Source organism: Streptomyces ruber (genome assembly GCF_014648075.1).
In the GTDB taxonomy this organism is placed as follows: Bacteria; Actinomycetota; Actinomycetes; order Streptomycetales; family Streptomycetaceae; genus Streptomyces; species Streptomyces ruber.
In genome coordinates, this window is sequence record NZ_BMQK01000002.1 from 455,250 (window position 1) to 470,804 (window position 15,555).

Consider the following 15,555-nt stretch of genomic DNA (forward strand, 5'->3'; position numbering starts at 1 on the left):
GACACCGGTCAGGGGGCGCGCCCGAAGGGGCGCGGGGAACTGCGCGACCAGCCACAACGAACCCGCAGACGAAGCACCCCGCGAACGACTCACCCCGCGGAGCGCCCCCGCCGCGCCGTGCTGGCCCGCGGCACCAGCCGCGTGGACAGCTCCGTACGCGTCCCCTCCGGGCGCTCGCCCGCCATCATCCGCACCAGCAGCCGCAGCGACGCCGCGGCCATCTCCGACAGCGGCTGCCGCACCGTCGTGAGTGGGGGAGCGGCCCAGCGGGCCTCGGGCAGGTCGTCGAAGCCGACCACGCTCACGTCGTCCGGCACCCGCAGCCCCCGCTCGGCCAGCGCCCGGTACACCCCGAGCGCCATCGTGTCCGAGCAGACGAAGACGGCGGTGGGCGGCTCGGGCAGGGCGAGGAGTTCCACCGTGCGGCGGTACGCGGTGGTCTCGTCGAAGTCGCCGTGGCGGACGTACTCGGGGCGGTGCCGGATCCCGGCGGAGGCGAGCGCCGAGCGGTACCCCGCGACCCGCGCGCCGCCGCACATGCTGCGCCGGAGCCCGGCGACGCACGCGATCCGCTCGTGCCCCAGCCCCAGCAGGTGCTCGGTGGCCGTGACCCCGCCCTGCCAGTTCGCGGCGCCCACCGACACCACGCCCGGCGGCGGCTCCACCACGGGGTCGATCAGCACGTAGGGGATGCGGCGCCGGTCCAGCCAGGCGTACTGGGCGGGGGTCAGCTCGGTGAGGTTGAACAGCACCCCGGACGACCCGCGCGCGGTGAGCTTGTCCATCCAGCCGCGCTCGGGGCGTCCGCCCCGGGGCCGGGCCAGCCCGGGGGAGACGACCACCTCCAGGCCGGCGTCGTGCGCCGCCTCCTCCACCCCGCGCAGGACCGCCCCCGACCAGGAGCTCTCCAGCGAGTGCACGACCAGGTCGATCAGCCCGGGCGCCCGCGCCGTCTCGACCCGGGGCCGGCGGACGTAGCCGAGCCGCTGGAGCGCCTCGGTCACCCGCTGCCGGGTCTCGGGCGCCACATCCTGGCGCCCGTTGACCACCTTGGAGGCGGTCGGTACGGACACCCCCGCCTCACGCGCCACCACGGCCAGCGTCGGCCCGGCCGTCGTGCCGCCGGCTCCGGTGCCGTCGGCTCCCGCGCGGACGGCGGCACCGCCCGGGCGGGACGCCCCGCTCCCGCGCGGCACACCCTGCGCGGGCGGCGCGCCACCCGCACGGGCCGCGTGACCGGTACGCACCGTGCCGCCGCTCCCGGAACGGACCATCGAAGACCACCTCTCCGGCCCGCCGCGGGGCCTGGATAGAAAGCGCTTCCTACCCTAGGTGGGCCATCGGGCGGCGGGAAGACGTCGGGAAGCGGCCCGCGGCCGGTGCGATGCTCGGAACGGAACGACTGTTCACGGGCGCGAGGAGCTGGTGGGCGATGACGGAGACGAGGGCGGACCGGACCGGGCCCGTGGTCAGGACACCGTACGGGGACGTACGCGGCAGGTACGAGGACGGCGTCGCGGTCTTCCGCGGCGTCCCCTACGCGGCGCCGCCCTTCGGCCCCCGCAGGTTCCGGCCGCCCGTGCCGCCCGAGCCCTGGCAGGGGGTGCGGGACGCGGGCGCGTTCGGCCCGACGCCGCCGAAACCGCCGTACTCGGAGGTGTACGCCCGGCTCCTGTACGACCCGGTGGTGCCGGGCGACGACTGCCTCAACCTGAACGTGTGGACGCCCGAGCCGGGCCGGGGCGCCCGGCTGCCGGTGATGGTGTGGATCCACGGCGGAGCGCTCACCCGCGGCTCCTCGGCCGTGCCGGTGTACGACGGCCGCGCCTTCGCCCGCGACGGGATCGTGCTCGTCTCGGTCAACTACCGCCTCGGCGTGGAGGGCTTCGGGCTCTTCCCCGACGCCCCGCCCAACGCGGGCCTGCGCGACCAGCTGGCCGCGCTCGCGTGGGTGCGCGAGGCGGTCGCGGAGTTCGGCGGCGACCCGGACCGGGTGACCGTCTTCGGGCAGTCCGCGGGCGCCATGAGCGTCGGCGCGCTGCTGGCGGCCCCGCAGGCCCGGGGGCTCTTCCGGCGGGCCGTGCTGCAGAGCGGGCCGCCGCAGGCCACCGACCGGGACAAGGTGCGGCGCATGGTGCGCCGGATGGCGGCCCGGCTCCGAGTCCCGGCGACCGCCGCCGCCTTCGCGGACGTCGGCCGGGACGCCCTGGCCGCGGCGCAGGCCGAGGTCGGCAGACGCAGCAGCCCGGTGCTCGGCGGCCCCGCCTTCGGCATCGTGGTCGACGGCGACGTGGTGCCGCGCGACCCGCTGGAGGCGCTGCTGGAGGGTGCCCCGAACACCCCGGATGCCCAGGACACCCAGGACGTTCCGAACGCCGCGAACGGCGGCGGCCCCGCCCGCGACGTCGACCTGCTCCTCGGCTGGACCAGCGAGGAGCACCGGCTGTGGCTGGCCCCCAGCGGACTGGTGGACCACCTCGACCGGCTGGGCGCGGTCGCCCTCGCCGCGGCCCGCGCCCGCTGCCGCTGCGGCCATGAGGTCCTCCGCGGCTACCGCGAGCTCCACCCGGACGCGAGCCCCGCCGAACTCGTCGGCCGGCTGGTCACCGACCACCTGTTGCGCGTCCCGCTGCTCCGCCTCGCCGACGCGCGCGTGGGCCGCGCCGCCCCCACCTACGTCTACGAGTTCGCCTGGCCGTCCCGCGTGCCCGGCCTCGGCGCCTGCCACGCCCTGGAGCTGGGCTTCGTCTTCGACACCGGGGACACCCCGGCGTCGGTGTCGCTCGCCGGCGAGGGGGCCCCGCACGAGCTCGCGAAGGTCATGCACGCGGCGTGGGTGCGGTTCGCGGAGACCGGTGACCCGGGCTGGCCGGCCTGGGACGCCACCCACCCGGTACGGATCTTCGACGACCCGGCCGCCGGGCCGCCCGGGAACGTCCACGGCCCGTACGACCGCGAACTCGCGCTCTGGGAGGCCGAGGCGCGCAGGGCGGCGCGGTCCGTCCCGGCCGGGGCCCTCGTCCCGGACGGGCCGGGCGGTGCACCGCGGTCACCGGACCCCCGTACACCCGTTCGGCTCAGGCGGGGCCCGGCACCGCTGTCGGCCGTACGGCGCCTCCGCCGCCCCGGCACCGGTGATGTCCGCCGTCCATGATCAGGACCGCAGAACCCCGGCGATCTCCGCTACCGCCGCCGGCCCCACCCGGCAGCACCCGCCGACCAGCCGGGCCCCGGCCCGCACCCACCCCGCCACCCGCTCGGCGGTGAAGGTGGCGGGGCCGGTCCACGCGCGCGCGTCCGCGTCCCAGCTCTCACCGCTGTTGGGGTAGACCACGACCGGCCTGCCTGTCACCCGCGCCGCCGTCGCGACCGCGGCGTCCACGTCGCGCGGGTCGCAGCAGTTCACGCCCACCGCGATCACCTCGTCCGCGTCGGCGGCCAGGGCGAAGGCCTCCTCCAGCGGCTGTCCCGCGCGCGTGCGGTCGCCGGAGACCGTGTACGACAGCCACGCGGGCACACCGAGTCCACGCACCGCCCGGAGCAGCGCCTCGGCCTCGACGGCGTCCGGCACGGTCTCCAGCGCGAGGACGTCGGGCCCGGCAGCGGCCAGCACCTCGAGACGCGGCCGGTGGAACCGCTCCAGCTCGGCCACGGTGAGCCCGTAGCGCCCCCGGTACTCGGACCCGTCGGCGAGCATCGCCCCGTACGGCCCGACGGACGTGGCCACCCACAGCGGCCGCCGCCCGCCACCGGCCCGCCGGGCCGCCTCACGCGCCACCCCGACACTCAGCCCCAGCAGCCCGGCCACCTCCTCCCGCCCGATCCCGCGCCGGGCGAATCCCTCGAACGTCGCCTGGTAGCTCGCGGTGATCGCCACGTCCGCACCCGCCTCGAAGTACGCGAGGTGGGCCGCGGTCACGGCCTCCGGCCGGTCGGCGAGGAGGCGGGCCGACCAGAGTTCGTCGCTCAGGTCGTGCCCCGCGGCCTCCAGCTGGTTGGACATGCCGCCGTCGAGGACGAGGGGGCGGCGGGCGAGGGTGTCGGCGAGGGACGGAGGGGTGGCACCGGTCATGCCGCGACGCTAGCCCATGCGCTCAGCGGTCGGCCGGGCGTCGGGGCCCCGCCGATCGGTCCTCCGGGCACAGCGGGGGCATGCACACGGAGGGAAACCCCGATCGAGGGCTGGGGCGTCGGCGGGCGGCAGGATGGTGGTGCGGACGGGCGTGCGTTCCAGCGTCCGAGGGTTGACGCGGTAGATCGCGACGGTCAGGCCGGGGTGCCAGAGGAACCGGTCACTGCTGGTAGCTGTCATGTGACACATGATCGGGTTCGCCGACCCTGCTGCGCGGCGGCGAGAGCGGCGTCATTCCGGCGGCGTAAAGGGCGTCATTTCGGTGTCATTCGCAGAGGTACGCGGGTAACTTCCCCACATGACCACGCCGAACAGCACACTCCGGGCCGTCCGCCTCGGCCTCTTGATGAGTCAGGACGACCTCGCCCATGCAGTCCGTGAGGCGGGACGGCGTGCGGGCCAGCCCAACGGGGCCAACAAGCGGCTCGTGCAACGCTGGGAGAGCGGTGAGACGGCCGCGCCCCGGCCGGTGTACGCCCGTGCCCTGGAGAGCGTGACGGGGCTGCCGATCGAATCTCTAGGTTTCGCGGCGCCGGTGCCCCAGGTGCGGGTGAGGGACGACGGCCACGGCGGCCACGATGTGACGGACAGCCCGGTGGGCGTACCAGTGGCCGGTGGTCGGCCCACGGCCCAGGCCGCCCCGAAAGGCAACCACTCCGGGGTCTGGCTGAGCAGGTACGAGTACTTCAGCTCCGGACGGGACGCGGCCTTCACCGGCAAGCACTATGTGGTGCTGCTCCAGCACGGCAACCGGCTCACCGGCCGCAGCCTGCCACATGGTTCGCTCGTCCCCGACAGTCCGTTGACGTTGGACCTTCAGGTGGAGGGCAGCATCGTGACCGGGACATGGACCGAGCAGACCGCGGCCGAGGGCTACTACCGTGGTGCGCGGTACTTCGGCGCGTTGCAGATGCTGATCGAGCCGACCGGGCGGCGAATGGCCGGGAAGTGGGTCGGTTTCGGTAAGGAGTTCGACGTGAACACCGGGCCGTGGGAGCTGACGTTCATGAATGCCGATACAGGCAAGGCCACTCTCGCTGCCTACGACAAGGCGCCGGAATGACGGAGTGCGGGCGCCGCTGAGCCCGTACCGGCGCGCGAGGGCTCGGCATCGCGCACGGTCTGGACGGGGCGTGAACCCGGTGTACTTGAACATATGCCTCCGGCATGTGAACGCCCTTTCGTTGTCCGTGGAAGCCGCAACAATCCCGGTTATGAGCGAACAGGTGCCTTCACCCGCCCCGGGCCCGACCTCTGATCACCCAGAGCGCACGGCCAACGACCCCACTATCACCAACCAGGCGCGAGCTCCTCGCCGGGAAGCGCGCCGCCTGGTCGAGGACAGACTGCACTTCACGAACGAGGACGAGCATCGCGTCTACCAAGCGCTCAAGCGGTGGCAGGCCGCCCTGCCGGACAACGAGACGATAGGGATCATGCCGCTGGGAGGGATGCGGGTGCGGGGAAACACCTTTGAGCCCGACTTCCTGGTCACGTATCGCGGACGCGCCGCCGTCATCGAGGTCGACGGCTCGCACCACAAGGGACGTGCCGCTGCCGACCACAGCCGCGACCGACTGTTGGTGCACGCCGGGGTGGTGTTCGTCGAGCGTCTGGTGGTGGAGGATGCTACGGAACCAGCCGAAATCGCAAAATTCGTGTCCGATTTCTTGGCGAGGCTGAAGCGGTAGGCAGGGCGATGCGCGGCCGGTGCTGTCCGGCTGGCTGTTCCCATCGCGTCACGCGCGACCCGTTGACCTCGTCGTAACACGCCTCTACCTTTTCCGCGTTCGGAGCGACAGAACCTGTACGAGATGTCGAACGCTTCTGTTCCCTTCCCTTGGACAGCGGAAGAAGGCGGGAGAAGTGACCGAGATGAGACGCGCATACGCGATCCTCCTCGCCGTCTGCCTGGCGGTGTCCGGAGCGCTCGTCACCGCCGGTACCGCCCGGGCGGCGCCGCAGACGATCACCAACGGGACGCAGTTCACCGACACCAGCGGCAACCCCGTGCACGCCCACGGCGGCGGGGTGCTCAAGGTCGGCTCGTACTACTACTGGTTCGGCGAGCACCGCAACACGGACAACACCTTCCGGGCGGTGAGCGCCTACCGCTCCACCGACCTGAAGAACTGGGAGTTCCGCAACCACGTCCTCACCCAGTCCTCCGACGCGGAGCTCGCCGTCGCCAACATCGAGCGCCCGAAGGTCATGTACAACGCGGCCACCGGGAAGTTCGTGATGTGGATGCACAAGGAGAACGGTGTCGACTACGGCGAGGCGCGCGCCGCCGTCGCCGTGTCCGACACCGTGGACGGGAACTACAGCTGGCGGGGCAGCTTCCGGCCGCTCGGGCAGCACATGTCCCGCGACATCACCGTCTTCACCGACACCGACGGCACCGGGTACATGGTGTCCGCCGCCCGGGAGAACTACGACCTGCACATCTACCGGCTGACCGCCGACTACACGGGCGTCGCGGCCCTGGTCGCGAACCCCTGGCCGGGCGGCCACCGCGAGGCACCCGCCCTGTTCAAGCGGAACGGCGTGTACTTCATGCTGACGTCCGGTGCCACGGGCTGGAGCCCCAACCAGCAGCAGTACGCCACCGCCACCAGCCTCGCCGGTCCCTGGTCGGCCATGCGGAACGTGGGCGACGCCACCGCGTTCGGCTCGCAGACCGCGTATGTGCTGCCCGTGCAGGGAAGTTCGGGGACCTCCTACCTCTACCTCGGCGACCGGTGGGGCAACTCCTTCGGCGGGCGCGTCAACGACTCCCGGTACGTGTGGCTGCCGCTGACCTTCCCCACCTCCACCACGCTGTCCATGTCCTGGACGCCGGAGCTCACCGTCGACGCCGCCGCCGGGACGGTGACCGGGACGAGTGCCACGTACCACACGCTCGTCGCCCGGCACTCCTCCCGGTGCGCCGACGTCACCAGCCAGTCGCAGTGGGCGGGTGCCCAGGTCAAGCAGTACGACTGCAACGGCGGCGGCAACCAGAGGTTCTGGTTCAGGTCCGTCGGCGGCGGCCACCACCAGCTCGTGGCCCGGCACAGCTCCCTGTGTCTGCGGGAGAACGCCGCCGACGTCACCCAGGAGAACTGCGACGCCTCCGCCGCCGCCCAGCAGTGGACGGTGACCAGCACGGGCGGTTACGTGACCGTCCGGTCCCGGGCCACGGGCGAGTGCCTGGACGTGAACGGCGGGTCGACCGCCGACTCCGCCGCGATCATCACGTATGCGTGCAACGGGGCCACGAACCAGCAGTGGACGCGGGGCGGTTGAGGAAGCGGGGCCGAGGTGCGGCCCCATGAGCCCTTGGGGCGTCCCGCCGGAACCGGGGTGCCCCAGGCCCGTCACCGGCACGCCACGGACGGGCCGCGACACTTCGGTCGGCACCGCAACGACACGCCGCTAGCGTGGGCCGCATGACCGCGACGGCACCCACCGACTTCCACCGGCTCCATCAGGGGACCGCACCGCTGCTGCTGCCCAATGCCTGGGACCACGCCTCGGCGGTGGCCCTCGCCGCCGAGGGCTTTCCCGCGATCGGGACGACGAGTCTCGGCGCCGCCGCCGCGGCCGGGCTGCCCGACGGCGCGGCGGCGACGCGCGAGCCGACGCTCCGGCTGGCGCTCGCGCTCGGCTCGGAGCCGTTCCTGCTGTCCGTCGACGCGGAGGGCGGCTTCAGCGACGACCCGGACGAGGTGGGGGAGTTCGCGCGGGAGCTGCACGCCGCCGGGGCCGTCGGCATCAACCTGGAGGACGGGCTCGGCGACACCGCGCTGCACGCCGCGAAGATCGCCGCGGTGAAGGCGGCCGCGCCCGGTCTCTTCGTCAACGCCCGTACCGACACCTACTGGCTGGGAGACGGCGAGGGGACCAGGGCGCGCCTCGACGCCTACCGGCAGGCGGGTGCGGACGGCGTGTTCGTGCCGGGGCTGGCCGACCCGGACGCCATCACCTCCCTCGTGAACGCCCTCGACGTACCACTGAACATCCTGTACTCACCCGCGGGACTCACCGTCGCCCACCTCGGTGACCTGGGCGTACGGCGCGTCAGTCTCGGCTCGCTGCTGTACCGGCGGGCGCTGGGCGCGGCCGTGGAGGCGGCCGTCGGCATCCGGGCCGGCGGCCCGCCGCAGGGGCGTACGCCGACGTATGGCGAGGTCTCGTCGTACGCCCGTACGAGCGGTCGGCGGGTGGCGAACGGCACATAGGTGAGGAAGCCGTGAGTACATGGGCGATCAGCCGCGTTCGAGCCGTGCACAGCTCATCCATAGGTCGTACAACGTTCACCTTCTGCCTGGATTCTCCTCACGCGGCGCAACCGGCGCCGCGACGAGCGGCGGTTTCAAGCCGGTGGATCCAACAGGAGGCGCAGCATGGGGCACGGACACGGGCATCATCACGGACACGACCACGACCACGACCACGACCACGGTCACGGTCACACGCACGACACGACGCCCCTGCCGGCCGCCTTCGACACCTCCGTGCCCGACGAGGCGCTCAGCCCCGAGCAGGCGTCCCGCCGCTCGCTGCTCCGCCGCGCCGGCCTGCTCGGCGCGGGCCTGGCCGCCGGCAGCGTCATCGGCGGGGTCGGCGGCGCCGCCCCGGCGTACGCCCACGGCAGCGGCAGCCGCAAGAAGAGGGACGGTTTCCTGTGGCTGGCCGGCGACCACCACATCCACACCCAGTACAGCAGCGACGGCAAGTACCGCGTCGTCGACCAGGTCCGCCAGGGCGCCAAGCACGGCATGGACTGGCTGGTCATCACCGACCACGGCAGCACCACCCACGCCAGGATCGGTGTGGAGAAGGTCAACCCGGACATCAAGGAGGCCCGGGACGCCTACCAGGACACCCTCGTCTTCCAGGGCCTGGAGTGGAACATCCCGGCCGCCGAGCACGGCACCGTCTTCGTGCACCCGGGCAGGAACGAGGTCTCCGTCCTCAAGCAGTTCGAGACCGGCTACGACGGCAGCGTCAAGGGCGCCAGCTCCTCCACCCCGGCCAACGAGGCCCTCGCCATCGCGGGCCTGAACTTCCTCGCCGAGCAGGTGAAGCGGCGCAAGGTCAAGGACGCGCTGATGCTCGCCAACCACCCGGCGCGCAAGGGCATCGACTCCCCGCACGAGATCCGCGCCTGGCGCGACGCGACCTCCGACCGGCACCGCATCGCCGTCGGCTTCGAGGGCGCCCCCGGCCACCAGGCCGGCGGTCTGCCCGGCCCGATCGGCCCCGCCGGGGCCCGCGGCATCTACGACGGCAGCCCCAGCGCCAACTCCTTCGCCGCCTACCCGCTGGAGAGCTACCGCACCTGGGGCGGCTTCGACTGGATGACCGCCACCGTCGGCGGGCTGTGGGACAGCCTGCTCGCCGAGGGCAAGCCCTGGTGGATCACCGCCAACTCGGACTCCCACCAGGTGTACGCCGACACCGCCAAGCGCGGCGGCGGCGACTTCAACGCCAACGGCAGGTACGACGACCCGGTCTACGGCGGTCAGCTGGACCTCGCGCAGAACGACTACTGGCCCGGCTACTACAGCCGCACCCACGTCGGCGCCGAGGGCTTCACCTACGCCGACGTCATGGACGGCATCCGGGCCGGCCGCATCTGGGTCGACCACGGCCAGCTCATCGACGGCCTCGACGTCCGGGTCTCCGGCGGCAGCCGCTGGGCCACCCTCGGCGGCGCCCTGCACGTCCGCAAGGGCACCCGGGTCACCCTCACGGTGGACATCGCCCTCGCGGGCGGCCCCAACTGGGCGGGCTTCCTGCCGAAGCTGGCGCGCGTCGACGTCATCCAGGGCGACGTGACCGGCGAGGTCGAGGACAAGGACACGTTCACCGCGCCGACGGCCAAGGTCGTGAAGACGTACGAGATCGACAAGGCCGCCGGCACGGTCAGGCTCACCTACGACCTCGGCCGCGTCGACCGCCCGGTCTACGTCCGCCTGCGCGGCAGCGACGGCAAGCGGCTGGCCGTCGGCCCGAACGGCGCGGCCGTCGACCCGGCGGGCCCGGCCATCGACGTGATCGGTGACGCGGACCCGTGGGAGGACCTGTGGTTCTACTCCAACCCGGTCTGGGTGCTGCCCTCGTGACGCCGTACGCCCTCACGGTCGACACGGACGTCACGGACCTGCTGGAGGCCGACCACCTGCTCAGGACGCTGGCGTCCGGACTCGGCCTCACCGGGGGCGGGGACGGGGACGTGTTCGGCTGCACGCACCTGGTGCGGGACGACCGGCCGCGGGTCGTGCTCTCCTTCGCCTGGCCGGCCCAGGAGGCGCGGGACGCCGCCCGCGCGCGGCTCACGGCCGACGGGCACGAGGTTACGGACGGCGTCCCGGACGAGGCGGGCCGCGCCGTGCTGTACCCCGGCGCGGCGTCCCTCACCGGCACCGTCACGGTCGCGGACCTGCTGGCACGCACCGCGATCGACCGGGTGACCGTCCTCGGCGCCCAGGAGCCGCCCGCCGCGGACACCGCGCTGGTGACCCGGGAGCACGTGCGGCCGCAGTGGCAGGACGGCGAGCTGGTGCTCGCCGCGATGCCCGCGCTGGGCGGCACCCTGGTGCCCTTCGAGCACCCGGACCCGACGCCCTGCTGCGCGGACCACTGAGGGCCGGGCCCCGGGTGCCGCACCGTCCGGCGCGGCACCCGGGGCCTCCCGCCTGTGCCGTTCAGTCCCCGGCCGCCGAGAACACGAACGAGAACTCGGCGGGCCGCGCCCGCAGGTGGTATTGCGGCAGCGCGCCCGGGCCGCAGGACTGCGAGCCGATGCCCATCTGGCCGTGGTCGAGGTTGACCCAGACGAGGTCGCCCGGGCGCAGGTCCGTCAGGTGGTCCGCCGCGTCCAGCTGCTCGGTGGTCCACCGCCGGGCGGTCAGCCAGAACTCCGGCTCGCCCTCGATCCGCAGGCCCCCGAGCTCGGCCCGGCGCACGTCGGCGCGGGCGCCGTTCTCCTGCGGACGCACGTACGGGGTCTGCAGCTCGTCCACCGTGGCGCGCCACGCGCCCAGCATCGAGGCCGCCCGGGTGTCCGGGTACGCCTCGCCGGGGCCGCCGCCGAACCAGCGCACCACGTCGGCGGCGGGCAGCCCGAAACGGATGCCGAGCCTCGGCAGCGGCACCGTCCAGTCGCCCTCGGGCGTCACGGACACGGTCAGCCTCAGTGCGCTGCCGTCCGACGTCCACCGGTACACCGTGCCGAGGCCCAGCTCCCGCCCCGCGGGCGCCACCCGGGTCCGTACCGTGAGCGCGTCCTCGCCCGCCTCCACCGCGTCCGTCCGGTGCCGCATCCGGTGCAGGCCGAGCGTCCGCCACAGCGGACCGAGCCGCGGGTCGTCCTGCCAGGGCGCGCCGGCGTCGTTGTCGGTGGGCGCCCGCCACACGTCGAGCCGGAGCCCGGTCACCTCGACCCCGCCGATCGTGCGCGGCGCGCCGGTGCGGGCGTCGAAGACCCCCGGCCCCAGCGTGATCAGCCCGTCGCCGGACACGGGACCCACGGAGGCGGCCACGGACGCCCGCGGCGGGCGGGAGACGGGCAGCTGGCCCCAGGCCAGCACATGGTCCTTCGACGCCCACACCGTGTCCTCGGACGGCGTGGCCCGTACCGTCCACTGTGTCTCACCGGTCCCGCCGGTCGCGGGCGGCTCCGGCAGCTTCACCTCGGCGGACTCGCCCGGCGCGAGCGCGGGCACGGCCAGCGGGCCGGACGCGACCGGCTCGCCGTCGACCTCGTAGGACCAGGTGAAGGCAAGCGTGGACAGGTCGGCGAAGTCGTAGCCGTTCGTCACCCGGACGATGCCGCCCCTCCCGTCCCCCTCGATACGGACCGGCTCGATCACCTTCTTGAACTCGGCCAGCCCCGGCGACGGCGTACGGTCGGGGAAGACCAGCCCGTCGCAGACGAAGTTGCCGTCGTGCAGCTCCTCGCCGAAGTCGCCGCCGTAGGCGTAGCCCAGCTCCGGGTGGCTGATCCCGTGGTCGATCCACTCCCAGACGAAGCCGCCCTGGATGCGGTCGTGCTCCTCGAAGATCCGCTGGTAGTCGGCGATGCCACCGGGCCCGTTGCCCATGGCGTGCCCGTACTCGCACTGGACGAAGGGCAGTTCACGGCGGCGGCGCGGGCCGCCGTCCAGGCGCCGCCCGATCCGCTCGACCTCCTCGTGCGAGGCGTACATCCGCGAGTAGACGTCCGTGTCGCGGCAGTTCCGGTCGCCTTCGTAGTGCAGGAGGCGCGAGCCGTCCCGGCCGCGGATCCACTCGGCCATCGCGGTCAGACCGCGCCCGGTGCCCGCCTCGTTGCCGAGGGACCACATCACGACCGACGGATGGTTCTTGTCGCGCTCCACCATGCGGGCCGCGCGGTCGAGGAGGGCCGGGGTCCAGCGGTCGTCGTCGACGGGGTTGTCGCGCCAGCCCTGCTCGGAGAAGCCGTGCGTCTCCAGGTCGCACTCGTCGATCACCCACAGGCCGTACTCGTCGCACAGGTCGAGGAAGGCCGGGTGCGGCGGATAGTGCGAGGTGCGGACCGCGTTGACGTTGTGCCGCTTCATCAGCGCGACGTCCTCGCGCATCGTCGCGAGATCGAGGGCGCGCCCGTGCCCGGGGTGCCACTCGTGCCGGTTGACGCCCTTGAACAGCACCGGTCTGCCGTTCACCTTGATCAGACCGTCCTCCAGGACGACCGTGCGGAAGCCGATCCGCAGCGGCACGCGCTCACCGGCGGTGGCCAGTACACCGTCGTACAGGTGCGGTGTCTCCGCCGTCCACGGCTCGACGGGCACGGTCACCGTCTCGCCCGTGGCGGCGTCGATGCCGAGGGCGGGCACGGTGACCCGCCCGGGCACGTCCGCGTCCACGCGCAGGGTGCCGTGCCCCTCCACGTGGTCGTAGGAGGCGTGCACGAAGAAGTCGCCCACACCGTCCGCCGGGCGGTGCAGCAGCGTCACGTCACGGAAGATGCCCGGCAGCCACCACTGGTCCTGGTCCTCCAGGTACGAACCGGCCGACCACTGGTGGACGCGGACCGCGAGGATGTTCCCGGCCGGCCGCAGCAGCAGCCCGACCGCGAACTCGTGGGGCAGCCGGGAGCCCTTGAACTCACCGAGCTCCGTGCCGTTGAGCCACACCCTGGCGCACGACTCGACCCCGTCGAAGCGCAGCACCGCGCCGCCGTCCGCGGGCCAGTCCGCCGGCAGGTCGAAGACGCGCAGGTGGTCACCGGTAGGGTTCTCGTCCGGCACCCGCGGCGGGTCCACCGGGAACGGGTACAGGTGGTTCGTGTAGACCGGCGCACCGAAGGCGCCGTCGCCCTGCAGCACCCAGTGGCCCGGCACGGACACCTCGGCCCAGCCCCCGGAGTCGTACCCCGGAGCGGCGAAGGAGTCGTCCTCGGCGTCGGCGGTGTCCGACAGCCGGAACCGCCAGCGGCCGTTCAGGGACAGGGACGCGGCGTCGGAGGCGGCGTACCAGGCGCGCGGCGGCAGCGCGCCGCGCCCCGGCGAGACGTCCTCGACATAGCCGGTGACGCGAGCGGTCCTGCCGGTCGTCGTGGGCGGTGCGGTGATGCGAGATGACATCGGTCTCCCAGGTCAGCCGTTGACCGTCTGTTGCGGCGTCGGGGGGAAACCCCCAGGAAGTACTGCCGGGCCGGAGGGCGGGCGAAACCATTCGGCACCGCTGTTCCGCGTACGGTCCGAAAGTCCGTCGGTACGGCTGCCGGTACGACTAACGGTCCCGTCCGGCGCGGCGGACGGCGTCGCCGCGGCCGGTCGGCACCATGGGCCTGCGGGTGCCTGGGCCGAGAAGGGCGGAGAGCGATGACGGGAACGAGTCGCCGGGACGTATTGCGGCGCGGAACACAGGTGGCGGCCCTGACCGGGGCCGCCCTGCTGCCGGGCGAGGCGGCCGGGACCGCGGCGGGCCCGGAACCGCGGGACACCGGCGGCCACGACCTGCCGGCCTCCGCGTGGCGGCAGCTGCGGCGGGCCCTCGGCAGAGGCGCGGAGCTGTACCGGCCGGAGGACACGCCCTACCGGCGGCTGGTGCTGCCGAACAACCGGCGCTACGCGGCCGTCCGGCCGGCCGGCATCGTCGCGTGCGCCACGGAGGGCGACGTGCGGGCGGCCCTGCGCTGGGCCGCCGGGCACGGGATGCCGTTCGCCGTCCGCTCGGGCGGCCACAGCTTCGCCGGCTTCTCCACCACCACGGGCCTGCTGATCAGCCTGCGCCGGATGAGGAGCGTGCGGCCCGGCGGGAACGGCACGGTCGTGGTGGGCGGCGGAGCCACCGTCGGGGAACTGCACGACGGTGGCTCCGCCGCCCGGCTGTACGTCCCCGGCGGGCGCTGCCCCACCGTGGGGGTGGCCGGGCTGGCGCTCGGCGGCGGGCTCGGCTTCAACGACCGCAAGTGGGGCATGACCTGCGACCGGCTCGCCGAGACCCGGCTGATCCTGGCCGACGGCTCGCGGGTACGGGCCGGTGAGCGCGAGAACGCCGACCTGTTCTGGGCCTGCCGGGGCGGCGGGGGCGGCAACTTCGGCGTCAACACCGGCTTCACCTTCCACGCCGTCGACGTCTCCCGGCAGTCCGCCGGCGTCTTCGACCTGACCTTCCCCGCCGTGCGCGGCGTCGAGGTCATGGACGCGGTGCAGGACGTCCTGGCCGCGGACCGGCACCACGACTTCGACCTGCAGATCACCTTCCGCAACAACGGCGACGGGAAGGGCACCACCCTGTCGCTGCTCGGCCAGCGGCTCGGCGACGAGGACGCGCTGCGCCGCGCCCTGGCCCCGGTCCTGTCACTGGGGCCGGCCAAACGGTTCCTCGAGGAGCGGCACTTCCTGGACGGCCAGAAGTACCTGATGGTGCCGCCCACCGAGCCCGCGGCCGGCGCGTACAAGTCCCTGGTCACCGACCGGCGGATCGACCGGCACACGGTCGCGGACGTCATCGGCTGGATCGAGGAGTGGCAGCCCGGCGAGGAGAAGAACCCCTCGTACGTCGCGATGTTCGCGATGGGCGGCGCGGGCACCGCCCCCGCCCCGGACGCGACGGCCTACCCGCACCGCCGCGCCGCCTTCACCGTCGACATCGGCGTCCACTGGCACCCCGGCGCCCCGCGGCACGTGGTCGACCGGCTCCTCGCCCAGCAGCGCGCCCTGCACCGCACCCTCCGGCACGGCCTGCGCACCGACGCCGCGTACGTCAACTTCGCCGACCCCGACCTGCCCGACTGGCGGCACGCCTACTACCGGGGCAACTACGAGCGCCTCGTCGCCGTCAAGGAGCACTACGACCCGGACGGACTCTTCCGGCACGCCCAGAGCATCGGCGGGCGGGGCCCCGCCGGACGGCGGGCGGACTGACCGCGGGCCCGTCGTGGCCGGCCGCGCAGTTCCCCG

The 15,555-nt window shown here is 73.7% G+C and carries 11 protein-coding genes; 8 read left to right on the forward strand and 3 right to left on the reverse strand.

The window, feature by feature from the left end:
• Positions 1-89: 89 nt before the first annotated feature.
• Positions 90-1,274 (reverse strand): LacI family DNA-binding transcriptional regulator, encoded by a 1,185-nt coding sequence (locus tag IEZ04_RS06505; protein WP_189215714.1) that lies wholly within the window; start codon positions 1,272-1,274, stop codon positions 90-92.
• A gap of 158 nt (positions 1,275-1,432) precedes the next feature.
• On the opposite strand from IEZ04_RS06505, the gene IEZ04_RS06510 reads away from it, so the two are divergent.
• Positions 1,433-3,154, forward strand: a complete 1,722-nt coding sequence (locus tag IEZ04_RS06510; RefSeq protein WP_189215715.1) for a carboxylesterase/lipase family protein — start codon at positions 1,433-1,435, stop codon at positions 3,152-3,154.
• Here IEZ04_RS06510 and mmuM read toward each other — a convergent pair whose 3' ends face one another.
• Entirely contained in the window at positions 3,155-4,072 is a 918-nt protein-coding gene (mmuM, locus tag IEZ04_RS06515; RefSeq protein ID WP_189215716.1) for a homocysteine S-methyltransferase, read from the reverse strand.
• 358 nt (positions 4,073-4,430) lie between these two features.
• On the opposite strand from mmuM, the gene IEZ04_RS06520 reads away from it, so the two are divergent.
• From IEZ04_RS06520 to IEZ04_RS06545, 6 genes are all read left to right on the forward strand, one after another.
• Complete coding sequence (locus tag IEZ04_RS06520) at positions 4,431-5,195, forward strand: XRE family transcriptional regulator (RefSeq protein ID WP_189215717.1); 765 nt, start codon at positions 4,431-4,433, stop codon at positions 5,193-5,195.
• Between the two features lie 151 nt (positions 5,196-5,346).
• Positions 5,347-5,823, forward strand: coding sequence for a putative endonuclease domain-containing protein (locus IEZ04_RS06525; protein WP_189215718.1), 477 nt, complete (start codon positions 5,347-5,349; stop codon positions 5,821-5,823).
• Between the two features lie 184 nt (positions 5,824-6,007).
• Entirely contained in the window at positions 6,008-7,420 is a 1,413-nt protein-coding gene (locus IEZ04_RS06530; RefSeq protein ID WP_189215719.1) for an RICIN domain-containing protein, read from the forward strand.
• Positions 7,421-7,563: 143 nt separating this feature from the next.
• On the forward strand, positions 7,564-8,355 hold the full coding sequence (locus tag IEZ04_RS06535; RefSeq protein WP_189215720.1) for an isocitrate lyase/PEP mutase family protein: 792 nt from the start codon (positions 7,564-7,566) through the stop codon (positions 8,353-8,355).
• 165 nt (positions 8,356-8,520) lie between these two features.
• The gene (locus IEZ04_RS06540; protein WP_189215721.1) at positions 8,521-10,245 is read left to right on the forward strand and encodes a PHP domain-containing protein; all 1,725 of its coding nucleotides are present in this window, start codon (positions 8,521-8,523) and stop codon (positions 10,243-10,245) included.
• Positions 10,242-10,766 (forward strand): hypothetical protein, encoded by a 525-nt coding sequence (locus IEZ04_RS06545; protein ID WP_189215722.1) that lies wholly within the window; start codon positions 10,242-10,244, stop codon positions 10,764-10,766. The genes IEZ04_RS06540 and IEZ04_RS06545 overlap by 4 nt, the downstream gene beginning before the upstream one ends.
• Positions 10,767-10,827: 61 nt before the next feature.
• On the opposite strand, the gene IEZ04_RS06550 is transcribed toward IEZ04_RS06545, so the two are convergent.
• A complete protein-coding gene (locus IEZ04_RS06550; protein WP_189215723.1) occupies positions 10,828-13,731 on the reverse strand; it encodes a glycoside hydrolase family 2 TIM barrel-domain containing protein in 2,904 nt (967 codons plus the stop codon).
• A 240-nt stretch (positions 13,732-13,971) separates the two neighbouring features.
• Here IEZ04_RS06550 and IEZ04_RS06555 point away from each other — a divergent pair, with 240 nt between their 5' ends.
• Positions 13,972-15,519 carry an FAD-binding oxidoreductase gene (locus IEZ04_RS06555; RefSeq protein WP_189215724.1) on the forward strand — a complete coding sequence of 516 codons (1,548 nt, stop codon included), beginning with the start codon at positions 13,972-13,974 and terminating at the stop codon, positions 15,517-15,519.
• The last annotated feature ends 36 nt before the right edge of the window (positions 15,520-15,555 follow it).